At 67.1% G+C, this 17,722-nt stretch carries 14 protein-coding genes; 12 read left to right on the top strand and 2 right to left on the bottom strand.

Annotation, left to right across the window (positions count from 1 at the left end):
* Positions 1-96 precede the first annotated feature (96 nt).
* A complete protein-coding gene (locus tag ACODTJ_RS18665) occupies positions 97-1,581 on the bottom strand; it encodes a M81 family metallopeptidase (RefSeq protein ID WP_454656684.1) in 1,485 nt (494 codons plus the stop codon).
* 187 nt (positions 1,582-1,768) lie between these two features.
* On the opposite strand from ACODTJ_RS18665, the gene ACODTJ_RS18660 reads away from it, so the two are divergent.
* From ACODTJ_RS18660 to ACODTJ_RS18610, 11 genes are all read left to right on the top strand, one after another.
* Positions 1,769-3,229, top strand: coding sequence for a M81 family metallopeptidase (locus tag ACODTJ_RS18660; protein WP_454656685.1), 1,461 nt, complete (start codon positions 1,769-1,771; stop codon positions 3,227-3,229).
* Positions 3,220-4,536: an alanine racemase gene (locus ACODTJ_RS18655; protein ID WP_454656686.1), complete on the top strand. Its 1,317-nt coding sequence runs from the start codon at positions 3,220-3,222 to the stop codon at positions 4,534-4,536. Before ACODTJ_RS18660 ends, ACODTJ_RS18655 begins: the two co-directional genes overlap by 10 nt.
* 216 nt (positions 4,537-4,752) lie before the next feature.
* The gene (locus ACODTJ_RS18650) at positions 4,753-6,351 is read left to right on the top strand and encodes an ABC transporter substrate-binding protein (protein ID WP_454656687.1); all 1,599 of its coding nucleotides are present in this window, start codon (positions 4,753-4,755) and stop codon (positions 6,349-6,351) included.
* 34 nt (positions 6,352-6,385) lie between these two features.
* Positions 6,386-7,327 carry an ABC transporter permease gene (locus ACODTJ_RS18645; protein ID WP_454656688.1) on the top strand — a complete coding sequence of 314 codons (942 nt, stop codon included), beginning with the start codon at positions 6,386-6,388 and terminating at the stop codon, positions 7,325-7,327.
* An 8-nt stretch (positions 7,328-7,335) separates the two neighbouring features.
* Complete coding sequence (locus tag ACODTJ_RS18640) at positions 7,336-8,190, top strand: ABC transporter permease (RefSeq protein WP_454656689.1); 855 nt, start codon at positions 7,336-7,338, stop codon at positions 8,188-8,190.
* Positions 8,187-8,999, top strand: coding sequence for an ABC transporter ATP-binding protein (locus tag ACODTJ_RS18635; protein WP_454656690.1), 813 nt, complete (start codon positions 8,187-8,189; stop codon positions 8,997-8,999). The genes ACODTJ_RS18640 and ACODTJ_RS18635 overlap by 4 nt, the downstream gene beginning before the upstream one ends.
* Complete coding sequence (locus tag ACODTJ_RS18630; RefSeq protein WP_454656691.1) at positions 8,996-9,958, top strand: ABC transporter ATP-binding protein; 963 nt, start codon at positions 8,996-8,998, stop codon at positions 9,956-9,958. Before ACODTJ_RS18635 ends, ACODTJ_RS18630 begins: the two co-directional genes overlap by 4 nt.
* A gap of 339 nt (positions 9,959-10,297) precedes the next feature.
* Complete coding sequence (locus ACODTJ_RS18625; RefSeq protein WP_454656692.1) at positions 10,298-11,806, top strand: M81 family metallopeptidase; 1,509 nt, start codon at positions 10,298-10,300, stop codon at positions 11,804-11,806.
* Positions 11,807-11,837: 31 nt separating this feature from the next.
* Positions 11,838-13,376, top strand: a complete 1,539-nt coding sequence (locus tag ACODTJ_RS18620) for an ABC transporter substrate-binding protein (protein ID WP_454656693.1) — start codon at positions 11,838-11,840, stop codon at positions 13,374-13,376.
* 43 nt (positions 13,377-13,419) lie between these two features.
* Positions 13,420-14,298: an ABC transporter permease gene (locus ACODTJ_RS18615; protein WP_454656694.1), complete on the top strand. Its 879-nt coding sequence runs from the start codon at positions 13,420-13,422 to the stop codon at positions 14,296-14,298.
* Positions 14,295-15,242, top strand: a complete 948-nt coding sequence (locus tag ACODTJ_RS18610) for an ABC transporter permease (protein ID WP_454656695.1) — start codon at positions 14,295-14,297, stop codon at positions 15,240-15,242. The genes ACODTJ_RS18615 and ACODTJ_RS18610 overlap by 4 nt, the downstream gene beginning before the upstream one ends.
* Before the next feature lie 5 nt (positions 15,243-15,247).
* Here ACODTJ_RS18610 and ACODTJ_RS18605 read toward each other — a convergent pair whose 3' ends face one another.
* Positions 15,248-16,039: an IclR family transcriptional regulator gene (locus ACODTJ_RS18605; protein ID WP_293808767.1), complete on the bottom strand. Its 792-nt coding sequence runs from the start codon at positions 16,037-16,039 to the stop codon at positions 15,248-15,250.
* 133 nt (positions 16,040-16,172) lie between these two features.
* On the opposite strand from ACODTJ_RS18605, the gene ACODTJ_RS18600 reads away from it, so the two are divergent.
* A complete protein-coding gene (locus ACODTJ_RS18600; protein ID WP_454656696.1) occupies positions 16,173-17,489 on the top strand; it encodes an aspartate aminotransferase family protein in 1,317 nt (438 codons plus the stop codon).
* Positions 17,490-17,722: the final 233 nt, after the last annotated feature.

Raw genomic sequence — 17,722 nt, 5'->3', positions numbered from 1 at the left:
CGGAGCGCTTCCGGCTGAGGTTCAGGCATGGATCCCGGATCTCCGCTTCGCTGCGTCCGGGATGACCCGCGTCGAGAATGAAAGCGGAGACGGTCTTCAATCCAGCGGAAACACCGGCCGGCGCAGGCGCTTGTAGGGCAGGCCGGCGATCCGGCTGGTGCAGGGACCGGGCGTCGCCACGGTGAAGCTGCCCTTGGCGATCTTGTCATAGGCGCGCCGGTGCGCGACCGCCGCCTTGACGCCGATCGCCTTCAGCGTCTCCGGCTGGATGCCCTGCGAGCGGAGCTGGCCAAGGTCGAAAGGCGGCGTCTTGCGGCTGCTCAGCAGCACGGTGACGCCCTCGACCTGCACGACCACGCACGGCCCCATGCTGAAATGCGAGCCCTGCGCGGCCGCGAGATGGCTGTTGAGGTCTTCCAGCGCGAATTCGCCATCGCTGGCGCTGACGAAGCGTGCCTCGATCTCGACCGGGCGTTCGGCGATGGGGCTGCCCTTGCCGCCGATCGAGAGCTTGCGGGTCTCGCCGGGCCTGGCGCCGGCCATGGCGGCGACAGCTGCGGGATCGGCGATGGCGACGGCGCAATTCTCGACGCCATGGCGCAGGAAGGCGCGCAGCACCGAGGTCGAGTCGCCCGGCGCGCCGCCGCCGATATTGTCGGCCGGCTCGACGACGATATAGGGGCCGCCCTCCGAGCGCAGGATCTCCGCCACGGCTTCGTCGAGATTCCATTCCGCCGGCAGGCCGAGCTCGCGCAATTCGGTGGCGGTCGCGGTCAGGCGCTCCAGAGCATCGCGGGCTGCCGCTTCCGGTCCGGTGAAGGCGACCGCGAAGGCGACGCCGGCCTCGGGCACATCCGAGAAGGAATAGCCGCCGACGACATTGGCAACCCAGATATCCGGGTTCTTCTGCTCGATCTGGCGCGCCAGCGCCTCCAGGTCGCGCATCGGCCGGTCGGCGGTACCGGTTCCGGTCGGTGGCCAGATCACGGGCGCGTTGCAGGAGAGCATGCGCGGCAGCTCCCCGCTCGCGAGCGAGCGCGCCAGTAGTCTTGCGGAGCGGACGGCGGATTCGCGAGCATCCGTATGCGGGTTCTCGCGATAGGCGACGAGGGCGTTGGCATGCTGCGCCATGGACGCGGTGAAATTGGCGTGGAGGTCGAAGACGGCGAAAATCGGCAAGGTCTCGCAGCCGGGTACCGCGCGGATATGGGCGAGCAAGGCGCCCTCAGGATCGCAGCATCGGGTCGTGACCATCGCGCCGTGCAACGCAAGCCAGATCCCGTCGAGGCCGCCATCGGCGAGGGCCGCCTTCAGCCCGGCGTCGAATTCCGCGAGGAAGCGCTGGAACACCGCATGGTCGACCGGGCCGGCCGGCAGGGCGCCGTAGTCGATCGTGGGCAGGACCTCCCAGCCTTCGGCCTCGGCGACCTCCAGGAAACCGTCGATCGTCGAGCCGTCGCTGCGCCGGGCCAGCAGCTCCGCGCCCTTGCGGATGGTGAAGTCGGCAAGCGTGGTCTCTTCCTCGACGAAGCTATGGGTCTCGTGGAAGAGCGATCCGAGCAGGATGCGGCGGCGGGACATGATCAGCTGAAGCTCCTTGGCTCGCAAAGCCCCTCCATCTCGGCCGCCGATCTGTTCCGGATCAAGCCTGCATTGTTCCATCGTAGGGAACGCGGATGCTTTGACAGGCCGCGCCCCGACCTCGTTTCATGAGGTCGGCCGGCAGTCTCAAGGGGCGGCTGCCGCGCTTGACCGAGAGAGCATGCGGATGCGCGTCTTCACTGCGTCGCTGGCGACGGAAACCAATACGTTCGCACCGCTCTTCGTCGATCGCAGCGCTTTCGAGGGCGCCTTCTACTGCCCGCCCGGCACGCATCCGGAGACGCCGACGCTGTGCTCGGCACCGACCGTGGCGGCGCGCCGCCGCGCCGCCAGCGAGGGCTATGAGCTGGTCGAGGGCACCGCGACCTGGGCGGAACCGGCGGGCCTCGTCTCGCAGGAGGCCTATGAGAGCCTGCGCGACGAAATCCTCGGCCAGCTCAAGGCGGCCTTGCCGGTCGATATCGTGCTGCTCGGCCTGCACGGATCGATGGTGGCGCGCGGCTATGACGATTGCGAGGGCGACCTGATCGCGCGGGTGAGGGCGCTGGCCGGGCCGGATTGCGTTATCGGGGCCGAACTCGACATGCATTGCCACCTGACGGCTGAGATGGTCGCGGGCGCCGACATCATCGTCGCCTTCAAGGAGTTCCCGCATACGGATTTCCTGGCGCGGGCGGAGGACCTGCTGGAACTCTGCCTGAAGACCGCGCGCAAGCAGGTGAGGCCGGTGAGCGCGGTGTTCGATTGCCGCGGGCTTGCCGCCTTTATGACCAGCCGCGAACCGGGACGCAGCTTCGTCGACCGGCTCCTGGCGATGGAGGGCCAAGACGGCATCCTCTCGATCTCGGTCGCTCATGGCTTCCAGGCGGCGGATGTCGCCGATGTCGGGACCAAGGTGCTGGTCATCGCCGATGGCGACGGAGCGAAGGCGGCGACGCTGGCGAAGGAACTCGGCCTCGAAATCCTGCGCTGGGGGCAGGGCGCCTCGCCGAAGCATTACAAGCCGGAGGAGGGCATCGCTGCTGCGCTCGAATTGGCCAAGCCCGGCAAGCCGGTGGTGCTGGCCGATCGCTGGGACAATCCGGGCGGCGGCGTTGCCGGCGATTCCTCGGTGATGGTCGAGGCGCTGCTGAAGCATCCCGAGATTCCGGCTGCGATCGGCGCGATGTGGGACCCTGTGGCGGTCAGCCTGTGCCGGGCGGCCGGCGTCGGCGCAGAGATTCCCTTGCGTTTCATCGGCAAGGCGGCGCCGTCCTCGGGGCGGCCGATCGATGCGATGGTGACGGTCACTGGTGCGACCGCGGACCTGCTGATTCCGTTCGAGCAGAGCTGGGTCTCGCTCGGGCCGGCAGCGGCGATCCGGATCGGCAAGCTCGACATCGTGCTGGCCTCGACCCGGGCGCAGACCTTCAGCCCGCCGGTCTTCACCAATCTCGGCATCGATCTGAGCACGAAGAAGGTGGTGGTGGTGAAATCCTCCAACCATTTCCACGCCGCCTTCGCGCCGATCGCGGCACAAGTGCTTTACCTCGACAGCGGTGGACCCTACCCGCCCGATGCGAGCAAAATCCCCTACACCAAGGTGAAACGCCCCTTCTCTCCGTTGGACCCGAATCCATGGCTGTGACTGCTTCCGCCCCGCTCCCGCTCCCGCTCCCGCGCCTGTCGCTCCGCGAGATCGAGGATCAGCGCCTCGATGTGCTGGTGAAGGGCCTGCCGCCGGGCGCATCGCTCCGGCTTGGCGATGTCGGCAAGCAGGGCTGGAACGTGCTCACTGGGGACATGCCGATGCCGCTCGCCGTGATCCGCGAGAGCGTGCTCAAGGCCAACAGCGCCTGGATGAGCGCCTTCAGCGCTGCCAACGGTTTGCTGATCGCGCCGCATGGCAAGACCACGATGGCGCCGCAGCTCTTCGATCTGCAGGTCGCCGACGGTGCCTGGGCGATCACCGTCGCGACGATGCAGCAATTGGCGGTCGCCCGGCATTTCGGGGTGAAGCGGGTGATCCTCGCCAACCAGCCGATCGGGCGGCAAGAGGTTGCGGCCTGTTTCGAGGCCTTGCGCGAGCCCGGCTTCGAGCTCTATTGCCTTGCCGACAGCATCGCCGGGGTCGGCTTGCTGGCGGAGGCGGCGAAGGGGCATGCGGGCGCCAATCCGCTTGGTATTTTCGTCGAGATCGGTTTCATGGGCGGGCGCACCGGCGCGCGGACCCGCGAGGAGGCGCTCGCTGTGGCGCGGGCCATCGCGGGTGCTCCGGGCCTGCGGCTCGCTGGCTTCGAATGCTTCGAGGGTCTGCATAGCGATAGTGCAGGCGCTGATAAGCTGCTCGACGAGGTGATCGCCGTCGCTGCGGCGGCGAATGCCGAGGGCCTGCTCGGCCCCGAGCCGCTGGTCCTGAGCGCCGGCGGAACCGCGCTGTTCGACCGGGTTGGCGAAAAATTCAACGCGGCGAGTCTCGGGCGCCCGCTGCTCAAGGTGCTGCGCTCCGGCTGCTATCTCACGCATGACGATCTCGGCTATTCGGCCTCCTTCCGTCGGATCATGCTGGAGACCAGCCTGAAGCTGCCGCCCGGCGGGCTCGAACCCGCCCTCGAGGTCTGGGCCTATGTCCAGTCGCGGCCGGAGCGCGGGCGTAGCCTGCTCACTCTCGGCAAGCGCGACGTCACCTATGATTCCGCTTTGCCGGTGCCGCTGCGTTGGTATCGGCCGGGCGGGGCGATGGCGCGGCCAGAGCCGATGCCGGCCGGGCACAACGTGCTGGCGCTTAACGACCAGCATTGCCATCTCGGCACACCGGAGGAGAGCCCGCTCCAGGTCGGCGATATGGTGGCCTTCGGCATTGCACATCCCTGCCTGACCTTCGACAAATGGGCCGTGCTGATGCTGGTCGACGATGACTGGAACGTCACCGGCGCAATCCGGACCTTCTTCTGACGCGCTTCCGAATCTGTTCCTTCTGGTGAAACCTGCAATCCTTGACGTGAATTCAGGCCGTTCCTAGCCTGCATCTCACAGAGGGAAGGCCCGCTATCCGCGACGCGGACGAGACGGGCCAAGCGGCGATGACGGGAAGCACGGCGAAGGCCAGCTCCTGTCTCGCGCAGAATCGGCCGGGATCGGCCGGCAAGCAGGATGCTGGGAGGATCGTTCGTGACGACACCGTCATTCCCGATGGCCGATGAGCCTGATCTCGCCGTGCAGGGCCTGCGGCGCCGCAGCCTGCTGCAATTGCTGACGGCGGGTGGTGCGGCGCTGGCCGCGCCCGGCCTGTGGAGCAGCTTCGCATCGGCGCAGACGCCGGTTGCCGGCGGCACGCTGACGATCGGCGCCGATGCCGATCCGATCGGGCTCGACCCGGTCACGGTCAACGCCTTCTCGTCCTTCGATTTCACCAGCCTGCTCTATACCGGGCTGCTGCGCTGGAACGCCCAGATGAAGGTCGAGCCCGATCTGGCGACGGGCTATGAGCAGCCCGATCCGAAGACTTATGTCTTCAAGCTCAGGCAGGGCGTGAAATTCCATAACGGCAAGGATTTCTCCGCTGCCGACGTGAAGCACACCTTCGACCGGATCATGAACCCGGCGACGGGCAGCCGGCTCAGGGCGCTCTATTCCAGCGTCGAGTCGGTGACGGTGATCGACCCCTTCACGGTCAAGTTCCAGCTCAACGCGACCGATGCGGCCTTCCTCAGCAACCTCGCCAGCAATCCCAATGGCGCGATCGTGCCGGCTGGCGTCGAGAACCTCGTCACCCAGCCGGTCGGCACCGGCCCCTTCGCCTTCGAGGCCTATCAGCCGAACCAGCAATTCTCGCTGACGCGCTTCGACGGCTATTACGAAAAGGGCGAGCCCTATCTCGCGAAGGTGATCTTCAAGTTCTACAAGGACCAGGCGACGCTGACCTCGGCGCTGCGCTCGCGCGCCATCGACATGACCTGGGTGAAGGACCCGAAGGTCGCGACCGCGATCTCGCGCGCCTCATCCAGCTTCGTCTCGGCGCCGGGCCAGACCTCTCGGACCTTCCCGATCTGGCTGAACATGAAGGCGAAGCCCCTCAACGACGTGAAGGTGCGTCGCGCGCTCAGCCTCGCAACCGACCGCAAGGCTTGCCTCGACACCGTGCTCGGCGGCGCCGGCAAGGTCGGTGCGATGATCCCGGAAAGCCAGGTCGGCGGCTATGACGGCGTGAGCGAACTGCCCTATTACAAGCACGCCCCGGCGGCGGCGAAGGCGCTGCTGGTCGAGGCCGGCTACCCGAACGGGCTCGATCTCGGCGACTATATCGTTGTCGCGGCCAACCCGCTCGACGTCGCCTGCGCGCAGATCCTGCAGCAGCAATGGCAGGCGGCCGGCATCACCGTGAAACTGGTGCCGATGGAGACCGCTCCGCTTCTCGCCAAATGGGCAAGCGGCGACTGGCCGACGCTGCTCTCGGTCGCTTTGTCTTGGACGCCGGATCCGGACGGTATTTTCCAGTACATCACCTCGACCAGTGGCTACGGCAAGGCGATGGGCTCGAACGATCCCGAGCTCGACAAGATGGTCGCCGAGGCGCGAGCCGAGCTCGACGTGTCCAAGCGTGCAGCGAAGAACCAGGCGATCCAGAAGCGCATCGCCGACAACGCCTATGTCATCCAGATCTACCAGTACCCGCTGCGCTGGGAGATCTGGTGGAACCATGTGCAGGGCTATGTGCCGCTCGCCGCGAATATCCGCTCCTTCGTGCGTACGACATGGCTAAAAAAATAGGTCCGGCCTGCCGCCTTCCGGCGGAGGTCTGTCGATGACGCGCTTCGTCCTCGGGCGTCTTGCCTGGATGGCTGCGATCCTGCTCGGCGTCTCCTTCGTCGCCTTCATGCTGATGCGGGCCATTCCCGGCGATTTCGCCATCGCGGCGGCGGGCTCGCAGAGCGTCGCGCCGGAGGTTCTAGCGACGATCCGGCGCGACCTCGGCCTCGACCAGCCGCTGATGGCGCAATATCTGAGCTGGCTCGGCGCGGCGCTGACCGGCGATTTCGGCAAGTCCTTCGTCACCCGCCAGCCGGTACTCGGCGAATTGCTGAACCGGCTCATCGTCACCATCCAGCTCACATTGCTCGCCGCCGTCATTGCAGCGGTGATGGGGGTCGCCTCCGGGCTGGCAGCGGCGCGCTTGCGCGGCGCGACCGACTGGCTGGTCCGGCTCTGGAACGGGCTGATGCTGGCGGTGCCGAACTATGTCGTGGCGACGCTGATCGTGCTGCTCTTCGGGCTCTACTTCCCGGAGATCACCGTGCTCGGCTACACGCCCTTTCTTGAGAGCCCGCTCGGCAATCTCGCCAGCCTGCTGCTGCCGGCCTTCGCGCTGGCGCTCGCGGTCTCCGTGACGATCGCGGAGAACACCCGCGCTGCCGTGCTCGAGGTTGCCAACCAGGATTTCGTCATGGTCGCCCGCGCCAAGGGACTGACGCCGGCCGCGATCCTGCGCGACTACCTGATGCGCAATGCGCTGACCCCGGTGATCACCGCAGCGGGCCTCAAGATCGCGGCGCTGCTCGGCGGCAGCATCCTGGTCGAGACCATCTTTGCCATTCCCGGCATGGGGCAGTACCTGTTCGATTCCATCAACAGCCGCGACTATCCGGTGATCCAGGCGATCGTGCTGGTCGCGGCCGGGATCGTCGTGCTGGTCAATACGATGATCGACATCGCCTATGCCCGCGTCGACGCACGGGTGCAGATGTGAGCGGCGCCGTGCAAGACAGCGCGCCGGTGGCTGCGGCGCGCAAGAGAACCGGGATCACGCAGGGCTGGCTCCTGCTCGGCGTCGGGCTCGCCATGCTGGCAGCGATGCTGGTGCTGACGATCTTTGCGCCGCTGGTCGCGCCTTATAACCCTTCCGCCACCTCGCCGGATTCGCTCGCGCCTGCGAGCGCCGCGCATTGGCTCGGCACGGATTCGATCGGGCGCGATGTGCTGAGCCGCCTGATCGTCGGCGGCCGGACGACGCTGCTGATCACGGTCTCGGCTGTGCTGATCGCGCTGGTGGCCGGACTGATCCTCGGGCTCGCGGCCGGCTACATGGGCGGGCGCACCGACGAGATCATCATGCGCCTGCTTGATGTCGTCTTCGCCTTCCCGGTGCTGCTGCTGGCGATCGCGGTGGTGGCAGCGCTGGGCCCGACCGTGCCGAACCTGATCCTGACCATCGCGATCGTCTACACGCCGGCCATGGCGCGGGTGGTCAGGGCGCCGGTGCTCAGCGTCAAGCAATGGGACCATGTCGAGGCGGCGCGCAGCGTGGGCATGAGCGAGATCAGGCTCGTGCTGCGCCATATCCTGCCGATCGTGGTCTCGCCGATCCTCGTCGCGACGAGCCTGACGCTGTCCCAGACGATCTTCACGGTGACGGCGCTGTCGTTCCTCGGCCTCGGCCCACCGCCGCCCGATCCGAACTGGGGCGGCATGCTCTCGGAAGCCCGCCAGTTCATGGAGCTCGCGCCCTTGACCGTGGTCGGCCCGGCTTTGGCAATCGTCTTCGCGACGCTGACCTTCATCATCATCGCCAATGGCTTGCGCGAGGTTCTGGATGTGGGGAGCGTGCGATGACCGGCCCGCTGCTCAGGGTGCGCGACCTGACCGCGACCGTGACCACGCGTCGCGAGGTGATCCAGGCGGTGCGCGGCATCTCCTTCGACATCAATGCCGACGAGGCGGTCGGCTTCGTCGGCGAATCCGGCTGCGGCAAGAGCGTCACCGCCAAGGCGCTGATGCGACTGGCGCCCGAGGGCGCCTCGATCGGGCTCGGCGGCTCCGTTGCCTTCTGGGGGCAGGAACTGCTCGGGCTCGGTGAGGACGAGATGCGCGATCTGCGCGGCCGGCGCATCGCGATGGTCTTCCAGGACCCGATGACCTCGCTCAACCCGGTGATGAGCATCGGCGCGCAGATGAGCGACATGCTCCGCCGCCATCTCGGCCTCTCTGTGAGGGACGCGCGCGCGCGCAGCGTCGAGCTGCTCGACCTCGTCGGCATTCCCGACCCGGCACGGCGGATCGACGATTTCCCGCACCAGTTCTCGGGCGGGCAGCGCCAGCGGGTGCTGATCGCGATCGCGATTTCCTGCGAGCCGGACCTGTTGATCGCCGACGAGCCGACCACGGCGCTCGACGTCACCGTGCAGGCGCAGATCCTGCGCCTGCTGCTGCGGCTCAGGGAAGAGCGCGGCATGGCGCTGATGCTGATCACCCATGATTTCGGCGTCGTCGCCGGCATGGTCGACCGGGTGAACGTGATGTATCGCGGCGAGATCGTCGAGGCCGGGCCTGTCGATGATGTGTTCGCACGGCCGCAGCATGCCTATACGCGGGCGCTGCTCGATGCCGTGCCGCGCCTGCAAGGGGCGGGGGCTGTGCGATGACGGAGCCGCTGCTGCAGGTTCGCGATCTTTCGGTGCTGTTTCCGGCGCGGCGTGGAGCTCCGCCGGTCAAAGCGGTCGAGCGCCTCTCCTTCGAGATCGCGCCGGGGCAGACGCTCGGGCTCGTCGGCCAGTCCGGATCCGGCAAGACCACGGCCGGGCGTGCCATCCTCCAGCTCCAGAAGGCGAGCGAGGGCTCGGTCCGGCTGATGGGGCAGGAGCTGACGACCATGCGCTCCGGCGAATTGCGCCGGATGCGCCGGCATATGCAGTTCGTGCTGCAGAACCCCTATTCCAGCCTGCATCCGCGCATGACCATCGGGCAGATCCTGAGCGAGCCCTTGCAGGTGCATCGCACGGTGCCGGCGAACCGCATCCACGAGCGCGTCGCGGAGCTGCTGGAACTGGTCAATCTCGATCCGTTGGTGATGCGGCGCTATCCGCACGAATTCTCCGGTGGGCAGCGCCAGCGCGTCGTCATTGCCCGCGCCTTGGCGGTCAATCCCGATTTCGTCGTCTGCGACGAGCCGGTCTCGGCGCTCGATGTGCGGACGCAGGCGCAGATCGTCACGCTGCTGCAATCGCTGCAGGAGAAGCTCGGCTTGTCCTATCTCTTCATTGCGCATGACCTCGCCATCGTCCGGGAGATGGCGCATCGCGTCGCCGTGATGTTCCGCGGGCGCATCGTCGAGATGGGCAGCGCAGCCCAAGTCTATGACAGCCCGGCCCATCCCTACACGCAGCTCCTGCTCGATGCGGTGCCGGTGCCCGATCCCGTGCTCCAGCGCGAGCGGCTCCGACGCCCGCCGCCCGATCTGCGCTTCCTCGACGGCGACGGCGGGGCTTGCGTCCATGGCGTCGATCACGCGCGGGCGGGGACGCCCGAATGGCATGAGGTCGTGCCGGGGCACGGCGTCTCCTGTCGCTACTGGCCGAAGGGAGCAGGACGAGAGGCGGCGTGAGCGATCGCTTGAATTGCGAGTTCTCAATCTTATCGCCCGGTCATCCCGGACGGAGCGAAGCGAAGATCCGGGATCCATTTCTGAGCATTTCCGATGAAGGTTCCGGAATGGATCCCGGGTCTCCCTTCGGTCGCCCGGGATGACATCGCTTCTTTCGGGGGAGGTCGAGCGTGTTCCTTCAGATGGAACATCCAATCCTTGACGCGAAATATCTGGCGCAACTAGGCTTTTGACGATGAGGCCGGGCTGAAGAAGTGGCCCGGAACGATGCCCTGAAGTCCGAGAAACCGCTTCGCCCGGCATCGGCCGGAGCAGCGGTCGCAATCCGGGAGGATGCCCGTGCGTCTGGCGTTGATCCACATCGTTCAGGAGACGAACGACTTCAATCCGCTGCTGACGACGCTTGCCGATTTCGAGGCGTTCGGCCTGGTCGAGGGCGAGGAGATCGCCCGGCAGTTCGGCGAGATCGGCCAGATCGGCGGACATTACGCGGCGGTGAAGGAGAGCGGGCTCGCCATCGAGACGATCCCGATCATCCGCGCCTGGGCCGTGGCGGGCGGGCGCATCTCGCGCGAGGCTTTCGACTTCTTCCAGGCGAAGATCCGGGCTGGCTTGGAAACGGTCGGGCCGATCGACGGGCTGGTCCTGCATCTGCACGGCGCCTGCGCGGCCGAGGGCATCGACGATGTCGAGGGCGAGCAGGCCGAGCTCTGCCGCAAGATCCTCGGGCCGGACGTGCCGATCCTCCTCGGGCTCGATCACCACGCCAATGTCACCCACAAGATCATGGCCAATTGCACGGCCATCGTCGGCCACCGCACCCAGCCGCACGACGTGTTCGACACCGGCAAGGTCGGGACCGAGGTGCTGCTGCGCATCCTCACCGAGAAGTGCAAGCCAGTCATGGCCTGGCGCAAGATCCCGCTGCTGTCGCATCAGGAGCAGTTCCTGACCTCGAAGGGGCCGATGAAAATCTGGTTCGACCGGGCCCGTGCCATCGAGGCGGACCGGCGCGTGTTGCAGGCCTCGAACTATCCGATGCAGCCATGGCTCGATGTCGCCGAAGGCGGCTGGTCGACGATCGTGGTCACCGATGGCGACAAGGCGCTGGCAGAAAAGCTCGCGGATGAGCTCGCCGATCTCGCCTGGTCGATGCGCGACGATTTCCAGATTCGCGAGGCGGTCTCCATCGACGATGCCGTGCGCAAGGCCGATGCGGCCGAGCGCGGCATCGTCGTGGTCAGCGATACCGGCGACACCGTTTTCGGCGGCGCGGCCGGCGACAGCAACCTGCTGCTGGAATCGATGCTGCGGCTCGGCATCAGGAGCAAGGCGCTGATCCCGCTGATCTCGCCCAAGGCCGTCGCGACACTGACGGCGGCGGGCGAGGGCGCCGAGGTGACGCTGCCGCTCGGTGGCGATGCCGCCACCGCCTTCTTCAAGCCGCTGACGGTAACGGGGCGGGTCAGGAAGCTCGGCGGCGGCTCGATCCCGCTGAAGTTCAACCATCAGCCCGAGGTCGATATGGGCCGCGTCGCGGTCTTCGATGTCGGGCCGGTGACGCTCCTGATCTCGGAGCTGCGCGGCGTCGCCGGTAATGTGCCCGATGTCTACGAGGCCTTCGGCATCGACCTCTCCGACTACAAGATGGCGGTGCTCAAGACGGCCTCGAACTTCCAGTATTTCGACCGCATCGCCTCCGGGCTCGTCCGTGCCGATACGCGCGGGCCGGGGCAATCGGACGTGTTCACCTTGCCGTGGCAGCGGATTCCGCGCCCGGTCTATCCGTTGGAGACAATAAGCGACTGGCGGGCACACTCGTCCCAGCCGGGAGCGGGGACGTGCTGAGACGAAACCAACACAACAAGAGGGGAAAGCGATGACAAAGCTGTCGCGACGTCAATTCGGCATGGCCGGCCTTGCGCTGGCGGGCGTATCCTTGGCGGGAGCCCTCCCGGCTTCCGCCCAGCAGCTCAAGGGCGGGAGACTGCGCGTCGCCGTGCTGAGCGAGCTGGCGAACTACGATCCGCAGCAGCTCTCGACGGTGAATTTCCACGTCATCAAGAACCTCTATGACAGCCTGATCGAATACACGCCGGAGGGGAAACCGGAGCCCAGCCTGGCGACGGCATGGACGATCGCGCCTGACAAGACCTCGGTGACGCTGAAGCTGCGCAGCGGCGTGACCTTCCATAGCGGCACGCCGTTCAAGGCGGATTCCGTGTTGGCGACCCTGCAGAAGGGGGCCGATCCCAAACGCGGCAAGAACGTCTTCGCGACCATGTCGATCGTCAAGGACTGGTCGGCACCGGACGATGCGACGGTGACGATCAACTTCAAGGCACCGGTGCCCGAGCGGCAGATGCTCGACCTGCTGCAATTCCTGATCCCGATCGACCCGAAGGGCATCGACACGGTCGAGACCGTGCCGGCCGGCACTGGGCCGTACACGCTGGTCAACCGCGCCGTCGGCCAGAGCCTGACGCTCAAGGCCAACCCGAAATACTGGCGCGAGAAGCAGCCGATCGTGCAGGACCTCGTCTTCACGGTGTTCAGTGAGGACGCTTCCGCCAGCGCGGCGCTGGAATCGGGCGCGGTCGACATCGTCTATAACGGCTCCTCGCGCAGCGCGGTCCGGCTCAAGAATGCCGGCTTCCAGGTCTTCGCCGGGCCGGGGCCGCTGGTACAGGTCTTCCGCATCAACTCGACGCGCGGGCCGTTCCGCAACAAGGCGTTCCGGCAGGCCTTCAACCATCTGATGGACCGGGCGAGCATCCTGCGGGTCGGCTATGCCGGCATGGGCAAGGTCGTGGCGCTGCCCTGGGCGCCGGCGAGCCCGGCCTATGACGAGAGCTACAACGCGACCTATGCCTATGATCTGGAGAAGGCGAAGAAGCTGATCGCCGCTTCCGGCCTCTCCGCCGACGAGACCAAGAACTGGAAGCTCCTGGTCAACGGCAGCGACGAGCCGTCCGTCGCGATCAGCCAGATCGTGCAGGGCTCGCTGCAAAAGATCGGCATTCCCGTCGAGCTCGACATGCGGCAGGGCGCGGAATACGTCACCGCGCTGCTCGGCGGCGATTTCGCGGCGACCTTCGGCGCCGTCGGCAATGTCCAGAAGTTCCCGTCGCGCGTCGCCACCAACTCGATCTACCGCACCTCGGGCAATCCGGTCCTGAAGGACCCGCATCCGCATCCCGACTATGTCGCGGCGATCGCCAGGGTCGATGCTACGTCGGGCGGCGCGGTGGAGGTGAAGGCTGCCTATGACAACCTCAACAAGGTTCTGGTCGAGGAGGCCTTCGGCATTCCCACCAACTCCTACGATGTCGGCCTGATCGTCGCCTCCGACAAGATCGGCGGCGTGACGCTCGATATGGACAACCTCTTCATCGCGCGCACCATCGGCTTCAAATGATGCGGCTTGACGGGGCCGGACGGCGCCAGCGCGGCGTCTGGCGATGACGGAGACGCTTGCCCGGCTCAAAGCCCTGCTGCGCCGGCTGATTGCCCGGCGCGGCGCGGCCTTGGGGCTCGGTTTCCTCGCGCTGGTCGCGCTGGCGGCAGGTTTTGCAACCGTGCTGCCTTTCGATCCGCTGTCGCAGAGCGTGGCGGCCTCGCTATTGCCGCCATCGGCCGAGAACTGGTTCGGCACGGACGAACTCGGCCGCGATATCCTGGCGCGCGTCATCTATGGCGCGCGAACCTCACTGTTCACGGCGGCCGGCGCGGTCATCATTGCGGCGCTGGTCGGCGTGCCGATCGGGCTCGCTGCCGGCTTCTATGGCGACTGGCGCGATTCACTCCTGATGCGCTGCATCGACGTGCTCTTGGCGCTGCCGAACATCCTGTTCGCGATGGCGCTGATCGCCGTGCTTGGACGCAGCCAGGGCGCGGCACTGATCGCGGTCGGCATCGCCGGCATCCCGGGTTTCGCCCGCATCGCGCGGGCGCAGGTCATGGCCTTGCGCCAGCTCGATTTCGTCACGGCGGTGCGCGGCTTCGGCGGCAGCCCCGGCTACATCATGTTTCGAACGATCCTGCCCAACGCCCTGAGTCCATTGGTGGTTCAGGCGATCGTGCTGGCCTCGATCGCGATCCTGCTGGAGGCGGCTTTGGCTTTCCTGGGAGTCGGCGTGCCGCCGCCGACGCCGAGCTGGGGTGAGATGCTGCGCACCGGCAAATCCTACCTCTACGAGGCACCGACCTATGCGGTTCTGCCCGGTATCGTGCTGACGCTGACGATCCTCTCGCTCGACACGATCGGCCGGGCGCTGACCGCGATCCTCGACCGCGACGGGACCGATGCGAGCGGCGAGACGATCGGGGGGCGGCGATGACGGCCTATGTTCTGCGCCGCCTCTTCCAGATGCTGCCGGTGCTGCTGATCGCCTCCTTCGCGATCTTCGCGATGATCTATGCCGTTCCGGGCGGACCGGTCGCGGTGATCGTCGGCGAGAATGCCGGACCCGAGGAGATCGCCGCCGCGATCCAGCGCTACGGGCTCGACCGGCCGATGGTCGTGCAATACGCGGACTGGCTCGGCAGGGCGATGGTGGGCGATTTCGGGCTCTCGCTGCATAGCCGCCAGCCGGTGCTTCAACTGATCGGGGAGCGCTTGCCGGCGACATTGCAGCTCGCGCTGGCGGCGATCTTCGTCGCGCTTCTCATCGGCATTCCCGTGGCGATCGCGAGCGCGGTTCGGCCGAATTCCTGGCTCGACCGGTTGCTCAGCGGCTGGAGCGCCCTGGCGCTGGGCGTCCCGACCTTCTGGCTCGGCATTCTCTTGATCCTGCTTTTCGCGGTGGAACTGCGCTGGCTGCCCTCGGCCTCGCGCCATGTCCCGTTCTGGGAATCGCCTGTTGATGCGCTGCGCAGCCTCGCGCTGCCGGCGATCACGCTCGGAACCTATGTCTCGGGCATCCTGGCGCGCTTCCTGCGAGCCTCGCTGATCGGCGAGGCGCGGGCGGACTATGTCCGCACCGCCCGCGCCAAGGGCGTGCCGGAAAACCGCATCGTCGGCCTGCACATCATGCGCAATGCGCTCCTGCCCTTCGTCACCATCGTCGGGCTGATGATGGCGAACTTCATCGGCGGCGCCGTGGTGACGGAGGCGGTCTTCACCTATCCGGGGCTCGGGCGCCTGCTGATCCAGGCGATCACCACCCGCGACTACCCCCTGCTTCAGGGCTGCATCCTGGTGATCCTGGTCGCCTATATGCTGATCAACCTCACGGTCGACATGCTCTACGCCTGGATCGACCCGCGGATCGAATACCGATGAGCGCCTCAGCGCAGATCGGCCGTGGGCCGCGAGCCGAGATGGGTCGAGATGCCCGCGGCGACCTCGCGCAGGCGCGTACCGACCTTGGCGGCCAGCGAATGCGGCATCCGCATCAGCGGCGCGGAGACGCTCAGCGCCGCGACGGGATAGCCGTCCTCGTCGAGGATCGGCACGCCGACGCACATGGCGCCGTCCTCGTTCTCACCCATCTCCGTGGCATAGCCGGTGCGGGCGACCTGCCTGAGCTGCCGCTCGATCTCCTCGCGCTCGAGCAAGGTGCGGCCGGTGCGCTCGGTGAGCGGCAGGTCGAGCTGCCTTTGCCGCTCCGCCTCGGGCAGGAAGGCGAGGATCGCCTTGCCAAGCGCGGTCGAATGCATCGGATGGCTCTCGCCGATCCGGGCCTGCATGCGCAGCGAGCGGTTGGCCTCGATCAGGTCGATATAGACGACCCTGCCGTTGCCTTTCACGGCGAGGTTCACGGTCTCGTTGAACTCCTGCATCAATTCGATCATCGCCGGGCGGGCGAGTTCGCGGACCTTGCTGACGCTGGCATCGGCGCGGGCGATGGCGCGCAGTTGCGGCCCGAGATTATAGCGGTCGGTCGCGCGGTTGTGGTCGAGGAAGCCGGCGGCGGTCAGCGTCTGCAGATAGCGGAAGGTCGTCGTCTTCGGGATCTTGAGCTCCTTGCTGACGGCGGTGAGCGCGATCTCGTGGCCGTGGCGGGCGACCAGCTCCAGCACCTTCAGCGCCTTCATCACCGGCTGCACGACATAGGGGTTGTCGGTTTTCCTGGGCATGGCCGCTCCGCTGGTCGGGCTCGCTCGAGAGCCAGCATGGCTAACCCCGACGAATTCCGCAAGGCGAAACCGCTGTTCCTTTACGCGGAGCGAGCGGTCTGGTCTGGTCGGGACAACAGCAGGAGGCAACGCAGTGACAGGCAATGGCAGCCAGCAGGCGGGCGCTCTGCGCTTTGACGAATCCGCCCGGCAGATCGCGGCGAATGCGCGTTTCATCGCCGGCGGCGTGAACAGCAATTTCCGGCTGGGCATGCAGCCCGGGCCGCTCGTCTTCGAGCGCGGCGAGGGCGCCTATCTCATCGATGCCGACGGTAACCGGATCATCGACTATTACTGCGGCATGGGCGCGACCGTGCTCGGTCATACGCCGGCACCCGTCATCGAGGCGGTGAAGCGCCAGGCTGAGAAAGGTATCCTCTTCGCCGGCCAGATGCCGATCGAGGCGGAAGCGGCGCAACTGATCTGCGAGCGCATTCCCTCGGCGGAACGGCTGCGCTTCGGCTCATCCGGTTCGGAGGTGGCGCAGGCGGCGATGCGGCTGGCGCGCGCGGCGACGGGTAAGCGCACCATCGTCAAGTTCGAAGGGCATTACCACGGTTGGTTCGACAACATCCTGTGGTCGACCGCGCCGGGGCTGAATGCGGCAGGTCCCGAGGAGGCGCCGACACCGGTGATCGGCAGCAAGGGGCAGGACCCGGAGGCGGGCGAGGGGCTCTCGATCCTCGGCTGGAACGATCTCGCGGCGCTGGAAGCGCGGCTTGCCAAGGGCGATGTCGCGGCCGTGCTGATGGAGCCGGCGATGTGCAACCAGGGCGCCATCGCGCCGGCACCGGGCTATCTGGAAGGCGCGCTAGCGGCCTGCCGCAAACATGGCGCGATCCTCATCTTCGACGAGGTCATCACCGGTTTCCGGCTGGGGCGTGGCGGGGCGCAGGAGCGTTTCGGTGTGACGCCCGATCTCACCCTGATGGCGAAGGCGATCGCCAACGGCTTCCCGGTCGCGGCGATCGCGGGCCGGGCCGACCTGCTCGACCTCTTCGCCGATGGTGTGCTGCATGGCGGCACCTTCAACGCCCAGCCGGTGGCGATGGCGGCGCTGGTCGCGACCCAGAAGGCGCTGACGCCGGAGCACTACGAGCGCAGTTCCGTCCATGGCCAGCGCCTGCAGGACGGCATCCGCGCGATCCTGAAAGAGGCGGGCATCAAGGCGCAGGTCGCCGGCTTCCCGCTGATGTTCCATGTCGCCTTCGGGCTCGACGCACCGGCGCGGAACTACAGGGATGTCGCGCGTGCCGACAAGGCCGCCTATAGCCGCTTCGCCCATGAACTGCTCAAGCGCGGCGTGCGCGTGCTGGAGCGCGGCGCCTGGTTCGTGTCGTCGGAGCACGACGCGGCGGTGGTCGATGCGACGCTGGCGGCGGTGCGAGACGCGGCGCGGGCGATGGCGTAGCGGCGCCGCGCAACGGTTCAACCGGAGCGGTCTAGGGCCTCTCCCCTTGTCATTCCGGGGATTCGCGGAGCGAAGAACCCGGAACCCACGACCGGGCGAGCGGCCGGCAACCGAATACTCCATGTCCCACCCAGTCGTGGGTTCCGGGTTCGCGCCTGCGGCGCGCCCCGGAATGACAAGGGTGGTTCGCCATGCGCTTGGCTCCTGCATGCAGCATGCGCCCTGCCATTGAC

The organism is Allobosea sp. FG18 (assembly GCF_057809495.1).
The sequence above is the reverse complement of the archived record's forward strand: the minus strand, read 5'-3'. Positions and strand labels throughout refer to the sequence as shown.